This window comes from Enterovibrio makurazakiensis (assembly GCF_050336585.1).
In the GTDB taxonomy this organism is placed as follows: domain Bacteria; phylum Pseudomonadota; class Gammaproteobacteria; order Enterobacterales; family Vibrionaceae; genus Enterovibrio; species Enterovibrio gelatinilyticus.
Genome location: NZ_JAKJSE010000011.1, coordinates 1 through 22,558 on the forward strand (window position 1 = coordinate 1; position 22,558 = coordinate 22,558).

General features: G+C 44.2%; 18 protein-coding genes and 3 tRNA genes. 9 read left to right on the forward strand and 12 right to left on the reverse strand.

From position 1 onward, the window contains the following. Positions 1 to 11: 11 nt before the first annotated feature. The 7 genes from L4D06_RS09105 (at position 12) to L4D06_RS09135 (ending at position 9,067) form a co-directional block, all read left to right on the forward strand. A tRNA-Gly gene (locus L4D06_RS09105) sits at positions 12 to 87 on the forward strand. Between the two features lie 75 nt (positions 88 to 162). After that, positions 163 to 239: transfer RNA gene (locus tag L4D06_RS09110), tRNA-Met, on the forward strand. Between the two features lie 1,054 nt (positions 240 to 1,293). Then, on the forward strand, positions 1,294 to 2,097 hold the full coding sequence (locus L4D06_RS09115) for a hypothetical protein (RefSeq protein WP_429738972.1): 804 nt from the start codon (positions 1,294 to 1,296) through the stop codon (positions 2,095 to 2,097). A gap of 13 nt (positions 2,098 to 2,110) precedes the next feature. Beyond that, positions 2,111 to 6,169 (forward strand): zinc-dependent metalloprotease, encoded by a 4,059-nt coding sequence (locus tag L4D06_RS09120; protein ID WP_429738974.1) that lies wholly within the window; start codon positions 2,111 to 2,113, stop codon positions 6,167 to 6,169. 142 nt (positions 6,170 to 6,311) lie between these two features. Further along, positions 6,312 to 6,803: an Lrp/AsnC family transcriptional regulator gene (locus tag L4D06_RS09125; protein ID WP_429738977.1), complete on the forward strand. Its 492-nt coding sequence runs from the start codon at positions 6,312 to 6,314 to the stop codon at positions 6,801 to 6,803. Between the two features lie 192 nt (positions 6,804 to 6,995). After that, positions 6,996 to 7,964 carry an arginine deiminase-related protein gene (locus tag L4D06_RS09130; RefSeq protein WP_274166334.1) on the forward strand — a complete coding sequence of 323 codons (969 nt, stop codon included), beginning with the start codon at positions 6,996 to 6,998 and terminating at the stop codon, positions 7,962 to 7,964. Positions 7,965 to 8,134: 170 nt separating this feature from the next. Then, positions 8,135 to 9,067, forward strand: a complete 933-nt coding sequence (locus L4D06_RS09135) for an exopolyphosphatase (RefSeq protein WP_274166333.1) — start codon at positions 8,135 to 8,137, stop codon at positions 9,065 to 9,067. 88 nt (positions 9,068 to 9,155) lie between these two features. Here the strand turns inward: L4D06_RS09135 and L4D06_RS09140 are convergent, their stop codons facing one another. Further along, positions 9,156 to 9,512, reverse strand: a complete 357-nt coding sequence (locus L4D06_RS09140; RefSeq protein WP_274166332.1) for a HopJ type III effector protein — start codon at positions 9,510 to 9,512, stop codon at positions 9,156 to 9,158. A 351-nt stretch (positions 9,513 to 9,863) separates the two neighbouring features. Between L4D06_RS09140 and L4D06_RS09145 the strand changes: the two genes are divergently transcribed. Further along, positions 9,864 to 9,954 (forward strand) — tRNA-Ser (locus L4D06_RS09145). Positions 9,955 to 10,205: 251 nt separating this feature from the next. On the opposite strand, the gene L4D06_RS09150 is transcribed toward L4D06_RS09145, so the two are convergent. The 10 genes from L4D06_RS09150 to L4D06_RS09195 form a co-directional block, all read right to left on the reverse strand. Then, positions 10,206 to 10,934 carry a GntR family transcriptional regulator gene (locus L4D06_RS09150; RefSeq protein ID WP_274166323.1) on the reverse strand — a complete coding sequence of 243 codons (729 nt, stop codon included), beginning with the start codon at positions 10,932 to 10,934 and terminating at the stop codon, positions 10,206 to 10,208. 174 nt (positions 10,935 to 11,108) lie between these two features. Then, complete coding sequence (locus L4D06_RS09155) at positions 11,109 to 12,050, reverse strand: transketolase family protein (RefSeq protein WP_274166322.1); 942 nt, start codon at positions 12,048 to 12,050, stop codon at positions 11,109 to 11,111. After that, positions 12,047 to 12,883 (reverse strand): transketolase, encoded by an 837-nt coding sequence (locus tag L4D06_RS09160; RefSeq protein ID WP_429738979.1) that lies wholly within the window; start codon positions 12,881 to 12,883, stop codon positions 12,047 to 12,049. The genes L4D06_RS09155 and L4D06_RS09160 overlap by 4 nt, the downstream gene beginning before the upstream one ends. 52 nt (positions 12,884 to 12,935) lie before the next feature. Further along, positions 12,936 to 14,288, reverse strand: coding sequence for a PTS ascorbate transporter subunit IIC (gene ulaA, locus L4D06_RS09165; protein ID WP_420791244.1), 1,353 nt, complete (start codon positions 14,286 to 14,288; stop codon positions 12,936 to 12,938). 11 nt (positions 14,289 to 14,299) lie between these two features. After that, the gene (locus L4D06_RS09170; protein WP_028023199.1) at positions 14,300 to 14,566 is read right to left on the reverse strand and encodes a PTS sugar transporter subunit IIB; all 267 of its coding nucleotides are present in this window, start codon (positions 14,564 to 14,566) and stop codon (positions 14,300 to 14,302) included. A 10-nt stretch (positions 14,567 to 14,576) separates the two neighbouring features. After that, the gene (locus L4D06_RS09175; protein WP_429738982.1) at positions 14,577 to 15,020 is read right to left on the reverse strand and encodes a PTS sugar transporter subunit IIA; all 444 of its coding nucleotides are present in this window, start codon (positions 15,018 to 15,020) and stop codon (positions 14,577 to 14,579) included. Between the two features lie 355 nt (positions 15,021 to 15,375). Beyond that, entirely contained in the window at positions 15,376 to 16,161 is a 786-nt protein-coding gene (locus L4D06_RS09180; protein ID WP_429738984.1) for a helix-turn-helix transcriptional regulator, read from the reverse strand. Between the two features lie 28 nt (positions 16,162 to 16,189). After that, on the reverse strand, positions 16,190 to 16,720 hold the full coding sequence (locus L4D06_RS09185) for a YbhB/YbcL family Raf kinase inhibitor-like protein (RefSeq protein WP_429738985.1): 531 nt from the start codon (positions 16,718 to 16,720) through the stop codon (positions 16,190 to 16,192). A 229-nt stretch (positions 16,721 to 16,949) separates the two neighbouring features. Next, entirely contained in the window at positions 16,950 to 17,906 is a 957-nt protein-coding gene (gene corA, locus L4D06_RS09190; protein WP_274166315.1) for a magnesium/cobalt transporter CorA, read from the reverse strand. Between the two features lie 95 nt (positions 17,907 to 18,001). After that, positions 18,002 to 18,757 carry a transporter substrate-binding domain-containing protein gene (locus L4D06_RS09195; protein ID WP_429738987.1) on the reverse strand — a complete coding sequence of 252 codons (756 nt, stop codon included), beginning with the start codon at positions 18,755 to 18,757 and terminating at the stop codon, positions 18,002 to 18,004. Positions 18,758 to 19,004: 247 nt separating this feature from the next. Here L4D06_RS09195 and L4D06_RS09200 point away from each other — a divergent pair, with 247 nt between their 5' ends. Then, positions 19,005 to 20,684, forward strand: a complete 1,680-nt coding sequence (locus L4D06_RS09200) for an eCIS core domain-containing protein (protein WP_429738989.1) — start codon at positions 19,005 to 19,007, stop codon at positions 20,682 to 20,684. Positions 20,685 to 20,948: 264 nt separating this feature from the next. Here the strand turns inward: L4D06_RS09200 and L4D06_RS09205 are convergent, their stop codons facing one another. After that, on the reverse strand, positions 20,949 to 21,875 hold the full coding sequence (locus L4D06_RS09205) for a hypothetical protein (protein WP_429738991.1): 927 nt from the start codon (positions 21,873 to 21,875) through the stop codon (positions 20,949 to 20,951). Positions 21,876 to 22,558 lie beyond the last annotated feature (683 nt).

A 22,558-nucleotide genomic window follows, 5' to 3' on the forward strand; every position in this document is an offset into this window, starting at 1 on the left:
CGGTTGATATTGCGACACTAGCTCAGCTGGTAGAGCGCAACCTTGCCAAGGTTGAGGTCATCGGTTCGAACCCGATGTGTCGCTCCAAATTCTTCTTTTGTGATGAAAGATGAAGCTCTCACGGAGAGCAAGCCTACATCGTGCTTTGAACGGTTAATCGGACGCGGGATGGAGCAGTCTGGTAGCTCGTCGGGCTCATAACCCGAAGGTCGTTGGTTCAAATCCGGCTCCCGCAACCAAATTTAAGCTCGGTGGTTATAACGATTTCTTGTTATAACCATCAGGCCGTTGCAAAGGGTTTGCCCGTTAAAATCCACTTCCGCAACTATTTACGAAAAGCCTGACTGTAAAGTCAGGCTTTTTTCGTTTCCAGCATTTTCAGTCACAACCCTAAAGTCATTGCAAAGGGTTTGGCTGAACAAATCCGACTCCCGCAACGACATTTAATTCAACGTTGAAAAAGGATTGATACTGCGACACTAGTTTAGCGGGTAGAGCGCAAGCTTGCCAAGATTGAGCTCATCGGTTCGAACCCGATGTTTCTTTCTAAATTCTTCTTTTGTCATGAAAAACGAAGCTCTCACGGAGAGCAAGCCTATATCGTGCTTTGAACGGTTAATCGGACGCGGGATGGAGCTGTCTGGTAGCTCGTCGGGCTCATAACCCGAAGGTCGTAGGAAAGGATTTATCGATCAAAGTAGGTTTTGGCTATTGATCGTTATATATGGCTCTCTGGCTATGACGGGTTATTTTTCAGTAAATTTATAAAGCGAAAATGTATTATTTCAGCATTATGTTAAAGCTATATAGATTATAAATTCATTTTTAATAAATTAATTACTTCCCGAATATTGTCTTTATTATATACAGTTATCTACTCGGCAATGGCTTAATTGTATGTTGTGTGCCATCTAACCATGCCCACCTGGCCAATATTCAACCAGTGTTGGTTGGAATAAATATTCAACTATCGTGACTGTCAATTCTAGAGCATGTAAGCATAAACCAAAATTGCACCCCGTCTTTTCTAGAATGTTTATATTTGTTTCTCCTGTTAATGTTTAGAAATATAATAATTATATTTTTTGTTTAATTTGAGATGTACGTCCTAATAATAATTCCATCTTAATGATCCTAATCAATAAAGCGCGTACTTGTTAGATAGTACGCATGCGTGCATTGCTTCAAAATTTGTTTTTCTATGATTGTTCATAAGGCGAACAGTTTGAAAAGCTTGCTCAGGGATGAGCGAAATCTGAAGTTAATTCAGAAGCAATTTCAAGGATGGTATTAATGAAAAAATGCAGATTATCGGGTCTTTGTGGTTTGGCACTCGCTTCGACATTTCCGCTCACCGTGTTGGCAGAAAACCTTGAAGAGTCGGCTTGGGGCGGCAACGCGGTTGCTTACTATAGCCAGAATGGCTTTGATAAAGATGATTATCGCTCGATAAGATCACTGAACTGGAGCGCTAAGGGAACTTACAAAATTTCAGAGCTTTATCTTGCCTACTTAACGAGTGGTGGCTATCGAGCTTATGAAGATGAAACTGGTGATTTCTTTACAGATACAGCACTCGGACTTTCGCGCTCTTCACTGGTTGAGTTTGGTGAAACTGGTAAGGTCGGCGCACAAATACAACTGACACTTCCTACATCAGAATTTTCAAGGAAAAATGATCTTCAAAGCGGTGTAAGACTCGCCACATCAGTGACAGCGAATGCACTCGGAATTGATTTCTATTTGTCCCCAAGATACAGAAAAAACTTCCATGAATATAAAACAACAGTGAATGGAAAAGTGCTGACAGAACATATCGTTTCTGTTGTCGGCAATGTTGGTTATGGTTTAGGTGATGCCTATTTTGAAGGCACAGTAATAGGCGGCACGTCTTGGACTTATCAAGGTAGTCGTCGTGATTGGACTTATGTAGGAGAAATAAAAGCAAGCTACCCTCTGACAGAAAACTTGTCAGCGGCATTGTCAGCATCAAACTCTGGTGTTTATTACGATGCTGAGCGAGGCACTCTCGGGAATATCGACCTCTTCGATGAAAAAGAAGCCACTTATACCGCTTCTCTCACATTCTCATTCTAAAAAGGACTTTGGTATGAAACTAAACAGACTAATATTGTCTGCGTCCATTGCTGCTATTTTGGCGGGCTGTGGAGCAGATAACCAAGAATATCAAACGCTAGATTCTCGCTCGGATAAAGAGATAGCGGTTTCTAACATCAAAGAAGGCCGTTGGCTATATGTGCCCACGACTGGCGCAGCACCACGTTTTGCCCTTAGTCAATTCCCATTTCTTCAGGGTATACCTAAGCTAGTCGAGCTTTGTTTTTCCGAAACAGGGTTGGAGTTGCGTGAATATGATAAGAACTATCCAGATCGTTCATTGATAAAGGACGAAAGTGGTTTCTGCAATGTAGCAGGACAAAATGTCAATGATGACAACACTAACTTTCCAGCGGTATTGAAAATCCCAGGTGAATTTGCAGCTTATCGTTGTAAAGAAGACGCTTACGGTGATTGTACAAATACAGAAGAAGAAATTACCGATGGTGACTTTAGTGTCAAAAACAGTACTCACTTTACTCCTGAGTTTGTTGATGCTGAAACAATAGATATTAACTACGTCGAACTGTTTGGCATCAAAGATGGTCTGACTGAAGTGGGTACGCCAGAGTTGATCCACTGGGAATTTGACCCAGAGAACGGGGTGATCAATTTTGAACTTGAGCGCACATTTACCGTTGATCTTGATGCATTGTCTGGGCACATCAACTTTAGTACCAAAGCAGGCACAGATGACATTTTCCGAGATGGTGGTTTCAAATCGCGCTTTTTCTACTCGCTTGTTCACGAGGATATCGTTAAGTCAAAAGGGTACGAACCAGTTCTCTACCCTGTTAACGATGAGAATGAGTTAGGCTTTTTCACATCGGCGACGAAAGTGATTGATCCGGTAACGAATAATTACTACCGAGATGTCGTTTATCTCAATAGATTTAATCCGGCTTTACCTACGATCGATTACTATCTGTCGGATAACTTTTTTGAACCAGAAAATAAAATTTTCCTCGATGCGACAATTGAAACTGTCGTGAAAATGAACGAGACGTTGTCTTTAGACAAAACGGGCGTTCCATCAATTCGAATTGCCAACCCAGTAGCTCCAAAAGGTGTTCATCCAGGCGACCTACGTTATAACGTTATTAACCTTGTCGATGAGCCACTTGCTAATGGCCTTCTGGGTTACGGACCATCAGTAGCGCACCCGCTCACTGGCGAGATTGTTAAGGCGCATGTTAACCAATATTCTGGTGTTGCCCGCACTGGTGTGAAAGTTTATTGGGACAACATGGCTCGTGTATATAATCGAGGCGAATTGTCTAAGGCTCTGACAGATGTCACTCATGATCATAATTCGAGTGAAGTTAGAGAGAAAGCAGCATCTCAAACGATGCGTGTTGCTATGGCAAACGTGCAGCGTTTAGTTGAGGATGTTGACGCACCAGCGCTATCTGAAAATTACTATCAGATACCAACGCATGAGAGTGGACCGTCGAGACCGACTGAATTGCTTAGTGATATGGCATTTGAAGATTTAGCCAAAGCTGAACAGCAAAGAATGGCATTTTGGGCGGAAAATAATTTGTATCCGCTAGAAGCTTCATGGTCTTCAGCTACAACGAAATCCGAAATTGAAAGATTGCCACTGAGTGATGATCGCTTTTTTAATATCGTTTTAGATGACAAGGGCGTTGAATTAACAAGAACACTTAGATATTGGCACGAACTCCCTGAAGATGTGCTTCAGGATGTATCTGATGCAATCACGGTCACCACTTACTCAAATACCTTTGTTCATGAAATTGGTCACAATTTAGGCCTAAGACACAATTTCAAAGCGTCAAACGATAAAGCGAACTTTTTCACTGATGATCAGGTGGACAAGCTCAAGCTAAACGTACGTCCTGCATACAGTTCTACGATGGACTATGCCCCGAGCATGTTGGATGAAACGCCAACGTGGGGGTTATATGATCTCGCTGCATTCAAATTTGGTTATGGTCGCAAAGTAGATGTCATTTCGACAGCAACATTCAGCGAACGAGATGAGAATGGAGACTTTATTCATCAAGGTCTGCTCAATTGCTTCGAAAACAGTGCATCTAATTCTGAAAACCCTGATGCTGAAGTAACATACACCTGTGACGTTTCAGCAGTTGATGCGCAAGTCAACAAAGACTACTTTGCTCGCTCTGGTGAGGGACGTTATGGAGTACTTAGATATATCAGAGATTTAGGCTCTAGCAATGATAGCTCATTTGGGTTTGAAACCAGCCGTAAGCCTTATTCATTCTGTACTGATGGCAACGTATCGGGTAACAGCGACTGTAACCGCTTCGATGAAGGTACTAATAGACCTGAGATTATCGATTATTACTGGCAATCCTACCTTGATAGCTTTGATCGTCGAAACGCCGCGGTCTATAGAGAAGGAGTGCTGTTCAAGAATGATTACTCAAGCTATGCCTTAAGACGTCATCGCGAATTCAATGAAGTCAGAGAGTTCATTGAGGAAGCAGAAATGATCGATGATTTGTTTGAAGCTTACGGAGAGAACCAGGCAACAGATAAGCCGTTGGATCATTTGGCGCGATTAACCACATCAGCGTGTGTTGACTCGGAAGGTTATTCAGCAGATACAGCTTGGTACTGCGACTACGGGTTGCCAGTAGAGCGCGCAGCGTCATTTTTCCTCGATGTGTTGGCTACACCTGAGCATCAGTGTCTTGTTCAGTTAGGTGACTCTCCAGACGCCAGTAGATTTATGGTTTCATTGGAACAAACATTTAACCGTTTGTCTCATTTAGTACCAGCAAATTACCAAGTTGGTTTTGCATCTTGTTTTGACGAAGAGATTAAATCGCTATTTACAGGGACATATGGCTCAGTGGCTAAGGTCGTTGCTGAAACCCGCGATGGTAAGTTTCTGAATTCAACAAGAAGTGTCAATCCTGACGTACCATACTCCGATGCTGTTTCAGTGCTTGGTATGTGGCCGGATAAAGTGATTGCTGCTGACATGCTCATGCGAAGAGAAACTCTCCGTTGGACGGATGATGGAAATCATTCCGCTTTGATCGACTGGCCTGGTGTGAAGCCTGAGTTTGATAACGTCATCGAACATATTTTGACAGGGGCACCTTTAGCGAGAACCATTACCTTGGTGAACGAACAAGGTGTCGATGTGACCAAAGATTACAACGTTAGTGTGAATCTACACGTTACCGAATTACTTGAATCTTTGGCTCCAATGAACCGTGCTCAATCAAACTATCTTGGTTTGGACTTTGATAAACGCCAAACGTTTGCTGAGTTGATACTTGCAAGAGCAGCGCGCTCAGTTCATACCGATGACTTCGAGTTAGCGGAGCGAGCGAGAGTTCAGCGCGATAGCTTTATCAAGTACAGTGGTGGTCAAAATGATCTGGCAAATGGCGTTTTAGAATTTAATGTTGGCGGAAGGGTGTTTGAAGCCACAGGAACGAACACACTTGCACAAAAGTATGCTTCAACCCTAGTCGATAAGTCAGGTCAAAATACGAAAGCGATACTCGATGCGACAGAGAGGGCTCTTATTTCGAAAGTGTTTGAAGATAGAACACGAGCATACGGAAAGGTACTGAGCTTACCATCGAGTCAATGGGTAATGGTTGAGAGCAATGGAGCTCCATACAATGACGGACCTTTCGTCAACAGTATTATTGCTTTCATACCTGACTCCTTGACAGAGATGCCGTTCACGAATGACTTAGCAAATAACGTGATTAACGTTTACCTTGGCACTGCAATTGAGCAAGGATTTGCTGTGCTAGACAATAACAACGGGACGATTTCGTTTGCCGGAGGCACTGCTTATCCGATACAAACCGCGGTAAATTATACTTATCAAATTATCGCGGATGTATGGTTCGGAAATGCCCAGCATATTTCAGATGCGATTTCTGCGTATCCTGCAGCGTATGCCGCAGCAACGTCAGAAGAGAAGCTACTGTGGGACATGAGCTATCTTCAGCTTCAAGCCTATTTGAATGGTTCCTATGATACATTTGAAGAGCAGTATCATAAGGTACTATCCCAGCTTCCAACATATTGATTACTGAAGCTTACTAAGTACAAAGCCAGCATTGATATGCTGGCTTTTTTATTGTTCAAATATATTGTATGGTCGTTTTAATAACGATAATGACTTCTAACTATTAATGACGTAGTAGATATCACTGTAAATTAGGTTATTCATGAAAAGTATTACCTCCACCCTCGATCGCACAGACATCGAAATTCTCCGCATTCTCCAATCCAATGGTCGTTTGCCTGTTGTTGAGCTGGCTAAGCGCGTTAACCTCACTACAACGCCGTGTTCAGAGCGGGTGAAGCGCCTCGAAAGGGAAGGATACATTGCAGGCTATCACGCGGATATTTCGGCAGATAAACTCGGCTTAGACGTGATTGTGTTTATTCATATGCGCCTCGATCAAAGTAATCTTTCAATCTTTGATAAATTTGCTAAATCAGCATTGCTGATTCCAGAAATCGAAGAATGTTACTCCTTGTCTGGAGACTTTGATGCCATGGTTAAAGTGCGCGTTAAGAACATAAAGGCATATCAGCAATTTATGTCCAATCGTATTGTTCAGCTGCCTGGTGTCATTCAAACTCGAAGTGAAATCGTCATTGCCGAATACAAACGAAGTGCTGGCATAAATCCTGATCTCATCACCTTGTCTTAACATCAACACGTTAAGAGAAAGTGACGGGCTCAGAATGTGCTTCATAGGTATATTTTCTTTGATTCTCTATTTTGATAGTTAATTTCTAGCATCATGGCTTAAATGACTGTCTCATTTAGGCAACTTTTCTTCAATCCAATGACTAAAATAAACCTCATTACAATAATGTTAATAAGATGTTGAGGTGTTTTTATGGTCGCACCCTTTCCAAGAGAGTCGATCCACTCTCATTGCCAAGCTGTACATACAACGAATGCCGTTGTGATGGTGCCGCCGATTGATTTTAAGTTCAATACAGAAACCAGTGCCGATAATGAATTTCAAACATCACTGTCTCTTTCTGATAGTCAGGTAAGAGAAAAAGCATTGGCAGAGTTTAATCAAATGGTTGAACTGCTAAGAAGCCATGGGGTGACAGTGACGGTAATGGACTACGCCAAGAGTAAAGCGGAAACACCTGACGCCGTTTTCCCTAACAACTGGTTTTCTACTTCCCCAAGTGGCGATATTTATCTGTTTCCCATGGCATGTGAAAATAGACGTCGAGAGGTGCGCTCACATGCACTATCAGAAGCGTTGAAATCATCAGGGTTTAAAACTCCAACGTTTCATGAGATCGGAAATCTCACATCACCCCAAGCGTATTTAGAGAGTACAGGCGTGATGATCATGGATCACAGCAACTCAACCGTCTATGCCGCCTTGTCTGTTCGATGTGATCGACAACTGCTTCAGGAATATGTCGATTTAGCCGGATTTCGAGAGGTCATCTACTTTGATACCAAGATGTCATCAGGATCACCGGTCTATCACACCAACGTCATGATGGCTGTTGGTGAAGGCTTTGCGGTGATCTGTGATGAAATCATCGAAGAGTTTGAGCGTCGCCGCGTACTAACATCACTTCAGAAAACCAAAGATGTAATCTCAATTACTGAAGAGCAAATGGGGTATTTTTGTGGGAACGTATTGCAGTTAAAAAACGAGAAAGGTGAGCGACTTATCGCTATGTCGTTGTCGGCCTACAACGCATTTACGCTTGAACAGAAAAGTGTGTTACGTCGACATGGGAAACTCGTACCAATAGATGTGTCTACGATAGAGACCATTGGGGGAGGTAGTGTCAGGTGTATGATCGCAGAAAATTACCTTCCTAAATAGAAGCCGCATTGCGGCTTTTTTCTTTTTCTCCAGTTATCTGCGTGACGGGCATCTCGTGTTCAAGTTGCACAATTGGGTATTCGTCTTATTCTTAAGAGAGTGTATGAATATACGTATTAAGCTATTTAGCCAAAAGGGGTTACCCCAAACTCTTGAGATGGAGCAATGCTATGTCAGAAAGACGATACCGTCTTATCACCCGAAGTGACTTTGACGGGTTAGTGTGTGCAGTGCTACTTAAGCACATTGATTTAATTGATGAAATCAAATTTGTACACCCAAAAGACATGCAAGATGGCGTAATCGATATCAACGAATATGACATCACCACAAACCTGCCCTATAACGCGAAGGCTCACCTTTGCATCGACCATCATGCCTCAGAGTTGATCCGCAATCAGGACCTCAATGCTAACTACATTATTGACCCAGATGCGCCGTCAGCGGCAAGAGTCGTATGGAAACACTTTGGCGGTGAAAACACCTTTCCTAGCGACTGGGACGAAATGATGGAAGAGGTGGACAAGGGAGACTCCGCACAATACACCAAGGATGAAGTGCTCTACCCCAAAGAATGGGGACTGCTTAACTTCATTATGGACGCTCGAACGGGTTTGGGACGCTTTAGAGAATTTCGTATCTCAAACTATGAGTTGATGATGGATTTGATAGAGCATTGTCGCGATAAATCCATAACAGAGATCATGGCGTTACCAGACGTAATAGAGCGTGCCGATGTTTACTTTGCTCACCGTGAAAAGTTTCAAGAACAACTAAGACGTTGTGCTTCAGTGTGTGGCAATCTTGTATTGCTTGATTTAAGACACGAAGATCCGATATGGGCTGGAAATCGTTTTGAGATCTATGCGGTCTTTCCCCAGTGCAACATCTCAATCCACGTGCTTTGGGGCTTGAAGAAACAAAACACAGTGTTTGCTTGCGGTAAGTCGATTTTTGATCGTTCGTCGACGACAAACATTGGTGAGTTGATGCTGCAATATAATGGTGGCGGTCATGAAAATGCTGGAACGTGTCAGGTTCCAAATGAGCATGCAGCGCGTGTGCAAGACGAGCTAATTGTGAAAATTAACCAAGACGGATAAACAGCGGCAGATTTTATTATTCAACACATGCTCACTAAAGGATAGGAGCCTGTGTTGAATATACTGATTCTCAAGCTATTGAAAACACTTAAGCGACAGAAAATTTAGGAGTCAATGGCACACGCTCGAAAGAGACTCCTTTCCAACCAGACGTAATGAAATTGCGAATATTTTGGTGGTCACTCCCATTTGGATGACCAAGTACGTCCTCTCGGTAATATCGACCAAAACATGCAAGAACAGATCGTTCATCAAGCCCGTGTAGCTTGCCAAACGCCATAATCTTGCACGATCCCGAATTTTGGCCTGCTTTGTTCGTCAGGCTTCCATTGACAAACTGGCTAGGGAAAAAGTCGTATAGTCCGTCAACCACACTCATTGTCTCTTCGAATTCGATAAGCTCAGGTGTGTTGGCGAGTTTTAGCAGAAAGTCATTAAGTTGCATTGTTATCCTAATTTAAGCATTACATGTTTGGGTACATATAATTAAAGCGCTAATTTTCCGTTTATAGTGGATCATTTGCGCGAAAATCTATACTGGAAATGTCTATATTGTCACTTCTAACAGGATGGGCGGCGAAAAGAAAGGGTTGGCGAGGATATTCCCACAGTTTGGTCGCCTAACCGACATTGAGTTCAGATAAGTAAACACGGCTGCAACCGAAGACTCACCCCCAGAGTTGTGTGTCATTGTGGCTATAATAGTCAGATCGCCGACAAAATCATCGAACGAACGATGTGTGCGAAAAAAGGGTTTACAGGAATCCATGTCGCCGCTAATATTCGCCGCAACAACGGAGAGATGGCTGAGTGGTTTAAAGCACCGGTCTTGAAAACCGGCGTGGGTTTATAGCCCACCTAGGGTTCAAATCCCTATCTCTCCGCCAAATTAGAAAAGGCCGCTGATGATTCAGCGGCCTTTTTGCATATTTAAGCCTCGAAAAAGATAGGGGTGCAGAACCCTAGGTGGGGGGACGCCTAGTCTTCAGCCGAGCGAAGCGAACAGTAAATCCCTCTAAATCACGATCTGGCTCCACCAAATGAGAAAAGGCCGCTGTTCTTGCCAAAGATACAGCGGCTTTTTTGCATTTATCCGCTTTGGGCTATATGCGGGTAGCTCACGTCCAGAAGTACAAGATTAGCGCTTGGTTACCTGATGGATATTGAATAAATCACTATTAATTGTCGCAACGGTATATTCAAATGGGGTTCCATCCTCAAATGAAACTAACTCCCTAAGCTCTATCATTGCTTGTCCGGTGTCCACGCCTAGCATCTCTGCCAGTTCCGTATCATGAAGGTTAAACGCCGAGATATCTTGTTCCCGCATTTGCACTTTCTTGCCTGTCAGTCGTTCCATGTAGCCGTATTTTGATTGCTCTATTTGATTGAACTCGAAGCCATGGCAGATGGCAACGGGGATGTGGGTCTGTTCAAAAGAGACAGGCATATTGCCAAAGCTCATCAATCGCTCGACATAGTAGACCTGTTCATTGGGTTTAATACGCAGCGCATGAGCGATTTGTACGGTAGGGACTTGAATTATTGCGCTAGAAACCACACGCCTGACCGCACTTTGGCCAGCCTGTTGTGCCTGATGATCGAAAGGGGAAAGTTCGTGAAAATTGCCGCTTTGCACCGGCAGACCGGAGCCAACATAAAGTCCAGAACCTTTAACGCGATAAATGACGCCTTGTTCAACCAAGTAGCGTGTAGCCTCACGAACTGTTGAACGTGTAATACCGATGTGCTTGGCAATGCCTGCTTCAGTATCCAGTTTGTCTCCTGACTTCAGGTTAGCTGACGATATTTTTTGTTCAATAAAGTCGATAACTTCCTGTTGCTTCCCTGTCACTTTGATGGTCATAGTGTTCTTATAATTATCTTGTTCGATGATTGAAATGGCCCGCGTTTAGGCAATGTCGTGCAGATAAAAAAACTGGTATCTACATGAAGATACCAGTTAGCAGTGTATGTTATTGCGCGGTGAAAACAAATACGCTTGTTTTACCGTGAATGACCGATTTTGGTAACGGAGTCGTTACTTGTCAGCTAATACAGAGAAGCAGAAATCGGCAATACGTTCAGCGCTGATCCCATAGGCATCTTTGAGGTAGTCTAAAGAACCAACCTGACCATACTGTTCATTCACACCCAACTTATGGAATTGCTTAAGCGCAACACCAGAAGAGAGTAATTCGCTTGCTACAGCATCACCCAAGCCACCGATAATATTGTGGTTCTCAATGGTGATCACTCGCCCTGTTTTTTGCGCGTACTTCACGACGAGTTCTGTATCCAGAGGTTTAATGGTATGCATATCGATCACAGCAACGGTGGCGTCCGTATTGTTCTCGATGATTTCTGCCGCTTCCAGAGCATCATGAACACAAATGCCTGATGCAATAATTGTTAGCGTTTCGCCATCGTTTAAAACGTTACCTTTACCGATTTCAATGTCGTGCTCAGATTCATAAAGTGCAGGAACTTCTTTGCGCGTCGAGCGAATGTAGTTCACGCCTTTACGGTGATAAGCATGGCGCATCGCTGCACGCAGAACGTGCTCATCCGATACATCCACCACAGTGGCGTTCGGGACTAGGCGCATTAAGCCCGTATCTTCAAATGGCATATGAGTACCGCCATTGGTTACTGCTGTCACGCCAGCATCACTGCCGAAGATGTTAATGTGTTGGCCAGCATAGCCGCCAGCGAGGAAAATCTGATCATAGCAACGACGCGTTGCAAAGCAGCCAAAAGAGTGCACAAACGGCACTTTACCAACGGCTGATAACCCAGAAGCTACACCGATCATGTTGGCCTCAGCGATACCACAATGCAGGAAGCTTTTCGGAAAAGCGTCAGCGAATTTTCGGGTGCTGACACTGCCCATCAAATCGGCTTCCAAAACCATAACATCATCATGTTGTTCAGCCAGTTCCATCAGCATTTCTGCATGGATTACTCGAAGTTCTTTACTCATTTTAGTTCCTCAATCTTTGCATCCAGCAGGGCAATGTCTGCTTCAATCGCAGCGCGCAGTTTTTCATCAAGGCGCAGGTGATGGTTTGCAGAAATGGAAACAACGCTCTGCATGCCTTGGCCTTTCTCTGTATCAAGAATAATGGCGGTAGGGCGGTCATTCGTTGCGATGGCTTTTTCGATAACGTGGCAAATGGCTTCAACGTCCCCGCCGTCGACAGACAGTGATTGGAAGCCGAAAGATTCGAATTTCTTCTGAAGATCAAATGACGCCTGAATGTCATTGATGTCGCCGTCTAATTGGCGTTTGTTGTTATCAACGAAAACCACCAGATTGCTGAGTTTGTGGTGGGCTGCAAATTGAATGGCTTCCCAGCATTGGCCTTCTTGAAGCTCACCATCACCAACAATGGTAAATACGTTGGAATCTGAACCTGCCGCCATGCCAGTTGCGCATGAAATGCCTTGACCGAGCGAGCCAGTTGTCATGTCTACGCCGGGCGTTTTTTGCATGTCAGCGTGGCTTGGCAGATTTGTGCCGTTGGCATTGATGGTTTTTAACCAAGAAAGGTCAAAGAAACCGCGCAATGCCAATGTTGCGTAAAGTGCTGGGCCGGCATGACCTTTTGAAAGGACAAACAGATCGCGGTCTTTCATCTGAGGGTTTGCTGGGTCGTGCTTTAGATAGCGACCGTAAAGACAAGCAAGGGTTTCAGTGACAGACAGACAACCACCAAAGTGTCCGTAACCCATGTTTAAAAGTGCTGTCGCCATTTCTTTTTTGATAGACAGATTGAATGACTCAATCTGGCGTAGATCAAGTGAAGGTTGCATAGTTACCTCGGGGGAATAGGGTTAGCGGGCTGGTACTCAGCCCGCTTGGGAGTTAATTGTTTTCTGCAGTTTCAGGTGTTTTCTTGCCTAAGAAGTTCGTGCTTAGTACAAGACCCGCCACCAGTGCAATGCCCAGTACTACCGCTTCTTTGCCGATCATTGCTAGGTAGCCAAGGAAGATACCTGTGATAGCAAAGTCAGAGTCAGAGAACGTTGTATTGGCAAAACCAAGGTCACCCAATACAGGTAGCAGCCAAAGTGTTAGGAAAGTAATGACAACACCGTTAACGAAAGCGCCAACTGCCGCACCGCGACGACCACCTGTTGCGTTACCAAAAACGCCTGCTGTTGCGCCAGTGAAGAAGTGAGGAACTACGCCAGGCAGAATCAAGGTTAATTCCATCACGCCCAAGATGCCCATACTCACCAAACCACCCAAGAAGCTGCACAAGAAGCCGATCAGAACGGCGTTCTGCGCGTAAGGGAATACGATTGGGCAATCCAGAGCAGGTTTGGCGTTAGGTACCAATTTCTGAGAAATACCATTAAATGCGGGTACGATTTCAGCAAGAACCAAGCGTACACCTTGAAGAATAACGAACACGCCAGCGGCAAAGCCGATTGCTGTCAATATCGCGTAAACGATTGGGTTTTGACCGTTGCTTAAGTTCTCCATGACAAACTCAGAGCCTGCCGCTAACACAAGGATCAAGTAGATGATGCCCATGGTCAGAGAGATTGAGATTGAAGAGTCGCGCAGGAACACAAGGTTCTTCGGCAAATTCATTTCTTCGGTGCTTTTAGAACCTTTGCCGACTAACTGACCAACCAGACCAGAAGCCACGTAGCCTACGGTTGAGAAGTGGCCAAATGCGACGTCATCACTGCCTGTTATCTTACGCATGAAGGGTTGTGCCATGGCAGGGAAAAGTACCATGATAAGACCCAATGTCACTGAGCCGAGGAATACCAGCATTGCACCGCTAAATCCAGCCACACTCAAAATGATCGCAATCATACAAGCCATGTAAAGCGTGTGGTGACCGGTCAAAAAGATGTACTTAAACTTACTGAAGCGAGCAAAGAAGATATTTGCCACCATACCAAACGCCATAATCATCGACGTCGAAGCACCAAAATCTGCCATTGCAGTGGCGTAGATAGCTTCGTTATTGGGTATGACTCCGCGTAGGCTGAAGCCTTCTTCCATAAGCACACCCATAGGTGTCACAGCAGAAACAAGGATGCCCGCGCCACCGCCAATAACAATAAAACCTAGGATGGTTTTAATTGAGCCTTTAATAACGTCGGAACTCGATTTCTTCTGAATTGCCAAACCTAATAGGGCAACTAAGCCAATCAGAATCGCTGGAGTACTAAGAATATCAGTGATGAAGTCAAGCATAGCCATACCCTCTAATTACGGTTTAAGTAAGCTTCAATCTTTTCTTTCATTGCGACTTTGTCGGTGATGTTAGGAATAGAAATAACATCGCCTGCATGAATACTGTCTGCCAAATCCTTGGTACAAATGAACACGTCAGCCATGTCCGGTGTCACTGAGCCCAAATCCGTGTGCTCAACTTCTGCATCGATACCCAAATCACGCATGATTTCTTTTACTTTCATTTCGATCATGAAAGAAGAACCAAGACCTGTGCTACAAACGGCCATAATACGCATAGTGTTACCCTCAATATTTTTTAATTATTTCAATGATTTCTTGTGTGTTCTGAGCATTGATAACCGCGAGGACATCCTCGTCGTTACAGAAAAACTCAGAGATAGAAGTGATCAATTCGATGTGTTGGTTGCTGTCTTTGGCTGCCAACAAAAGAAGCAGTTTTACTGGGTCGTTATCTTCGCTGTGGAATTCGACACCGTTGCGGACGATAAGCAATGAAAGAGAGTTGTTAATGACACCCTCTTCAGGACGTGCATGTGGCATGGCTATCATTGGCGCGAGGACATAGTAGGGGCCAAGATCCAATGTAGTCTTAACGATCGCATCCTTGTAATCCGTTTTGATGTCGCCAGATTCAATCAATGGCGCGCAGACCAAGTCGATGGCATTTTTCCAATCTGATGCGGAATCAATAATGGAAATTCGTTGTTCAGAAAGCAGCGTCGAGAGCATACATATCACCTTGCTTATACATCTATTAAGTTGTCTATACAGGTTGAATGTACGTGTTTATTGAGGGCTATTTCGTGATATGGCTCTTGTTCATGAAGAGAGTAAAAGCGCAATTAACCATATTGTTTATAAGGTCACAGATGCGGTTTATTTCGCTGACCGTAAGAAATGAATTGAGATCTTGTTCTGATAAATAGTGTCTTTCTGGTGATATGTGAAAGTTTGCAGGTTTGTTTTATGTGTTAACGAATGTGGTTTTAACGATGCAATGGGTGGAGCGAAGGTTGCGGGGTGTTAATGATTATCCAAAGCGAATACACAGAGTAATTTCAAGAAATGAAGAAAGGGTGCATCTTTAGGTCACTTGGGTGCATAGTGTTTGCACGTACTCTTTGGGTGTTAGGCCAAAGGTATCCTTGAAACGATGAGCAAAACGCACTTCCGATTGATAACCACAGGTCAGCGCGACGTTGAGTTGGTTGCCAGATTTTTGCATCAGTGAAAGGGCATAGCCCATTCTGATCTGCGTCAGGATTTGTCTGAATGAGGTTGTTTCAGCAGCGAGCTTACGTTTTAACGTTGCAGGGCTCATAGAAAAGTGCGATGCAACACTTTCCACGTTATGTGGTTCACCTGGGTTTAGGCTGAGGTAGCTTGCTAATCGCTCCCTTATTGATCCGGCTTTGCCAGGAAACAACAGGTGAAGCGAACCAAGCTGCTTTAATTCCGCATAAAATCCCAGAAGGAACTGTTGTTGAGTCTCTATGGAGAGTTCTTTATCTTTCATACCAAAAAGCAACTCAAAGCAGTAAGCAAGCGGTGGTGTGACTGATAAACGTGGTTCATGATCTGGCTTTTTTTGACGTGATTCTTCCAGCCACTCAGCGGGTGGTGGCACCAGAAACGTCAGCGTGCGCGAGTAAAACGCAACGTGGGAAGGCTCGTTGACAAAGGTGAGGTGATGATTGGCTGGAACTACCAACCAATCCTCTTGTGTGTAATGACGAGGTTCATCGTGCCACCAGAGCTTTTTATGTCCCTGATTGACCCAAATAATGGTCGGCGCGTAGATCAACACATTGCGGAGCGGTTGAGATTTTGCTCCGCGAAATTGCCCCGCTTGCACCAGTGTTTTCGTCATTTACTCTTCCTTTCCGTTCGCTATATTGTTACTCACTCACGTAAGTCGCTGTGAGTTTGGCGCTGTCTAATGCAGAGGCGTTAAGCATGTAGCCAATCAGTGCATTCGACGGGTTGCTTGGTAGCTCAAGTTTTTCGGTTGGCAGTGCCCATACCGTAAATTGATAACGATGCATACCGTGACCTTTAGGTGGGCAAGCGCCACCGAACCCTGCAACGCCATAATCGTTATTCATTTCACGCATGCCATCAAGTTTGCCTGATGCGCCACGATCAACACTGTTCTGTGAAGCTGGAATATCCAATGCAACCCAGTGCCACCATCCGCTTCCAGTTGGAGCATCAGGATCATAGGCGGTGATCGCAAAACTCTTGGTTCCTTGTGGCGCATCTTTCCACTGTAGCTGTGGAGACACGTTATCTCCTGTGCAGCCAAATCCTTGAAAGGCGAACGTATCGGCCATTCGCGTTCCTTCTTGGATGTCATTGCTGGTTAATGTTAGCGCGTGGCTGCCAAATGAGATGGCGGCAATCAATGGGATCAACAATGTCTTTTTCATGGTGGCTCTCCTTTTCGATGGGATAGCCAGCATATCGGTGACTGCTAAGCATTAGTGTACACAAAAGCTCAAATGCAATCTAAATGACGTTAGTTTGAGCTTTTGTGTTATCGGTGGTCAATATCATGTTGCGATGGCAAACGTAGGGTTGGGTTTATTGGTTTGACACTCAATGGCTTCAACTGCCAATCGATTTAACGGCGAAGGAGTGAAGGCTTTCACCTGACCTTCACAACCATCCCTTCTTCTTGAAATAAAACAGTGGAGCGAAACCTGACGCAACCATCAGCCCGAGGGCAAAGGGGTAGCCGTAGTGCCAGGAGAGTAAGGGCATATGTTCGAAGTTCATGCCGTAGATACTGGCGATAACCGTCGGAGGGAGGAAAACCACAGCAGCAATGGAGAAAATCTTGATGATCTGGTTTTGTTCAATGTTGATGAAGCCTTGGGTGGAGTCCATCAGGAAGTTGATTTTGTCGAACAGAAAGGTGGTGTGAGAAAGCAGCGCATCGATATCACGCACGATTTCGTTTAAGTCTTCACGGTGCTCACTGCGTGATTGCAAGTGTCTCAGCAAGAATGAAATTGCTCGCTGTGTGTCCATTAAACAAAGGCGAACTTTACCGTTACTGTCTTCTTGTCTTGCCAGTTGGCTAATGCACTCTTCTAGGTCGGAGTCATCGTCTTCCAATACCGCGTGGCTTATCTTTTCCAACTCACGGTGTAAATCTTCCAACATATCAGCGTGGTTTTCGACTTTTTGCTCCAATATGGTGAGTAGTAAGGTTTCGATATCCTTGCATCGTATCTGACCGCGTCGGGCGCGAAGCCTCATTAGGCGAAAATCAGCGATATCCCCATCACGCATCGTGATGAGGCGCTGACTTTGCAAAATACAGGCGACAGAAACGGTGTTGTGTTTGCCCTCACTTTTTGCCAAAAACAAAGAGTGAACATGCAATCCACGTCGGTCGACAAAGAAACGAGCTGACGATTCGATCTCATCTACATCGTCAGCTTCAGGCAGCTCAATTTTTAGCAGCGAACTAATCACTTCACGTTCATGTTCGCTGGGATCATGGGCGTCTATCCAAGCAGCTTTCGCGATCAATTGGTTCATGTCAGAAAAGTCATAAGCATGAATTTCAGTGATCACACCAGATTCGATGGTGAAGAAACGAAGCATATCGACCTCTTATCTGTTTTAACGCTGTTGTCTGTATTTCTAAGTGTGTGTTCAGGATCGCGAGAGTTTCAAGATAGACAGATGTTTACGCTGATTTATTTAAGTTGATTCTTTGCCATCAGGTCGTCTTGAACGCCTTTAAGTACCATCTCATCGAGAATGAAATTAACCGTGTTCAACATGCGCTGTTCGCCTTTTGGGATCAGATATCCAAACTGGCTGCGTGTGAACGGGTCATCACATCGAGAAGCATCGAGACGCGTATCGGTCACGTCATAGAACACGCCTTCAGGTGTTTCAGTCACCATGACATCTATGTCGCCAGCCGCAACGGCTTTGGGAACATCTAGGTTGTTTTCGAATTTAGTGAAGGTCGCATTGGGAAGGTGCGCTTCGGCAAACTTTTCGTTGGTCCCACCAATGTTTACGCCCACTCGAACGGAGGGTTTATTCACTTCTTCCAAGGAATCAAACTGTTCAACTTTGCCGTCAGCCACTAAGAAACATTTACCAAACACCATGTAGCCTTGGGTTTGCTCTGCAGCTAACTGACGAGACATTCGGCGCGTGATGCCACCCATCGCAATGTCATATTTGTCTTCTTGTAAATTGCTGACAAGGCCTTTCCATGTGGTGGGAACGATTTCGAGTTTTACGCCCAATTGGTCGGCCACATGCTGAGCCACATCAATGTCATAACCGGAATAGCTATTGCCATCAAAAAACGAAAAAGGCTTGTAGTCACCCGTAGTGCCAACGCGAATAACGCCCGCTTCCTGAATGTCTTCTAGCTGGTCAGCGTGCGCGAATGCTGACAGCGCCATCGTGGCGACCAATAACAATTTTTTCATGCTTATCCTTTGCGGTAATTGATGTCACTTTGAGCCTAACAGCAATGAAACCTCGTACTTGACGCATTAATGGGCAATTCGAAAAAATCACAAAACAAGTGACATTGTCACAATTTGTTAACTGAAGTTTGTTAGCCGATGGGCGGGCAGAAAAACGGTTCTTGGCGGTGAGTGTCCAAATAAAGACAGCGCGTCTATTTTTGCTGGTTAAGCTTTCATCAGGCTGTATGAAATTAAAGAGGCGATTATGTTTAGCTTTCAGCCCAGTCGCATCAACAGCGACTTACACCATGGCGCATCAAGCCCACTTACTGGTTTTCCAGCAATTGCTCGCCCAATGCCAGTGACAGCAAGACCTATGCCTTTGCAAGCCAAACTGACGATGGGTAGCAGCCACGATGTGTTCGAGCAAGAAGCAGATCGGGTCGCAGATCAGGTAGTGAGCATGCCAATGTCTGCTATTCAGGGGGCGTGTTCATGCGGTGGAGTATGTTCAGCGTGCAAGAGCGCTAGCGGTTCTAGGGAGTTGGGCGTGCAAAGAAAGGCACAGAATACGCCCGTGCTTAGTAGCCCGCCGATGCCGCAAAGGTCTTCGAGGCAAACTTCCTCTGTGCCTTTGGCGGTTCACCAGACTCTGCGTAAACCAGGGGAGTTATTAGACAATCAAACTCGTTCATTTATGGAACCAAGGTTTGGTGCTGACTTTAGTCAGGTAAGAATTCATACAGACAATGATGCGGCGAAATCCGCACGTAGTATTCATGCGCGAGCTTATACGGTCGGCAGTCAGGTAGTGTTTGGGACGGGACAATATAGACCACAGACAGACGCGGGGCGACGACTGATTGCGCATGAACTCACCCATGTGATTCAACAGCAATCGAACTCGGGTAGCGGTGTCATTCAACGTGCAGAAACGGATACAGCAGGGAATTGTGCCAGCCTAAAAGACTGTGAGTCTGACATCGATAAAAAGGTAAATACATCGCTGACCAATGCGAGGAAGTTAGCAGGTAAACCACCCAAAGCAAGCATCGTTGTCAAAGGACTCGCCAATGACTTAGCAGTGAATCAGTCCGTTGGGCGAAGTGCGATAGAGGTATGGGCGGATACGTTGCCGTCATCGAAAATTTCGCTACCCGCGCAAAGCAGCACAAAGTACAAAGGAGTGGGGTACGGGATCTGGGCCAATCCATTATTTCCTATATTAAACCCGACAATGAAAGTACATGGAATTTGTATCGGCAGTGACAAGTTGGGCCATTTCTTCCAGCAAGGACTAACCTATTTTCAGACCGAAGCAACAAAGAGTACCGCTGCAGCAGAAGAAGAGAGTGAACGCACGGAAGGAGGGGGATTTGGGATAGAAACCACAGGGGTATATTCCAATGCGGATCAGGAAGCCAATCGCACTGGCGGGAAATTTTACAAAGACTTGGTCGCTAATCCTTCGTTGTCCTTTGCCATTTCGAATTACATCAACAGCAATTGGAACGAAGAGACGAATCCTAATTTCTACGAGAAAAGTGTCGGTGGGCAAGTATGGTCCAACTTGCTCAAAGGTTCGTGGTCGGGCACATCATTAACACTTTTCCCTGTTTCGCATGACACGGTGTTTATCGATTTGGGTGCCACGTCGGGCGGAAAAATCAAAGGTACGATACAAGGTGGCGTTGGCCCTGTAATGAACAGTGGCACGATAACAGGAACCATCACAATGAATACCAAGAAGGTGAGAGGTCAGAAGGTCTGGGGCAGTAAAACAACGCCAACAGCAGTTACCGGTATTGAACTTCATTTCGATTGGAAGATGGGTAGCGAATCTGGAAAGGGTATGTTGGTGTCTTCGGACGAGCAAACGTTAGTAGGAACGTGGGGCAATGGCACGTCAACCGTAGACAGAGGCATGCTTCGTTTCACTAAGTGAAGCGTGAGCTGCTTTGATATAGCTAGTGGTTGGAAAATCAACCACTAGCTATATCAACGCTGACTAGAATAATTTCATCAAGAATGTTTATGAAGGTGGGGTAACTTTTGCTTGGTACGTTAATTTACATAATTCATTACCATACTCATCTGTTCTACCTAGTGGCTCGCAATTGATTACTTCAAGCATGCTATTTTCTTCTATTTTGATTGTTTCGACATCGCGATCTATGCATCTTATTGTTTTGATAAACATAATGATTCCTCATTCGGGGGGCATTGAGAGAATACAAACAGCATCCTTATGTTTCTCTAGGTTTTTGGTTCTTTTTTTTGCCGAATGTGTGACATTGCCATTTTCATCTAGATTGTCATACTCTAAGTTAACGATGATTAAACTGGCGTAAAACATATCGGCGTTATCGATATCTCCATCTGCGTGAAAACCTTCAAGAATCTTAATTGCCGATCCTTTTTTGTTTTTTTCTTCGTTGTATAGGTCTAATTGATCCGCAGATTTCCATACGCGTATTTTTTGGTTGTCTGGAATGCCCATGTAGCAAGCCAGCAGTGAAGATGCTAAGTCAGATTGGCTCAGTGTAACTTTCGCTCGTTCAATGAATTTATTTTTCAACGCATTTGCAATGTTCTCTGCGGATTTTCCTGTGGCAATATACTGCTTGTTATTCAGTTTCGGTGTTGCCTTGCTTATTGAACCATTTTTATCGAACGACTTGATATTGGTTTCAATTGAAGCGAATACTGATGGGTAGGTGTCAACGCTGATGCCATTTTCATTTTTTTTACTACCTAGTGGAATATAACTTAGTGTTTTTCTTCTATAACCAAATACAAAGCTACTAGGAAGATTATTTAGTGTGTTAACAGCAAGCCCGAGAGATGTTGAAGTGCCAAAAAACATCAATTTTTTTTCACCAGTCAGCAGAGGGGCATTAGACGAAGTGTAATTGTCAGTGGTTGCTGCAATAGCTGCTTTACCGGTTGCGTAGAGCTCACTAACACTTGGGTTTATAATGTTGGCATTGGTTTCTATTGAAGCAATAACAGGTGGAACTGCACCATTTTCATAACGAGGCCCGATGAAACCTTCATCGCGTTCATAACCTATACTTACACCTGCTGGAGCCGTATCAGCTTCTAATATACTAATTGAAGTTTTTGTATAAAACATGACGCTATCGGGGGATGCGCAGGATGTTAGAAGTAACAGTGGGATCACACTTATAAATAGTATTCTCATATGTACACCATCGAACCTTTATGAGCTTCTGACTATTATTCTTCAATAAGGATACAGCTATCATTTTTGAACGAAATTATGGTTTCTTTGGTGTAGCCTAACCCAACGCCTCCAATCAAAGGAGAGTTGAATAAGGTGACACCAATATTTTCAAGTGAAGATTTATTAACGGTTTTGTTGTTGTCTATCGTTATGTTTGCAAAGCCAATTATTCTTTTTTTTCCATCTTCCTGATGGAACGTTACAGTGCAAGACTGAATTGAAATTAGTGACGATACGATTAAAAGCATGATTATCAATTTCACTAGGCACCTATTTTGTCACTATGCATTTATGATATTAGGCTGGTGTGGATTTTTTGGTGTTTCATTTTTTGGATGTTCTGATTTAAATTTTGGTGAGGATTGTTATTGTTGTTATTGTACTGTTTGGGTTGTTTCCTCTATTTATATTTCACGTTGCTTTCAGTGCGAATGGATGCTGTTTTATTTGGTTTCAGGGTTGATCTTTTTTCAACCGTTTAACTCATTGATGAATAGCTTATTTTTCACAATTTAATCGAAACGACACGTGGTTTTTTTCACTTAAAGTAAACTGCCATGGATTGAATGTAT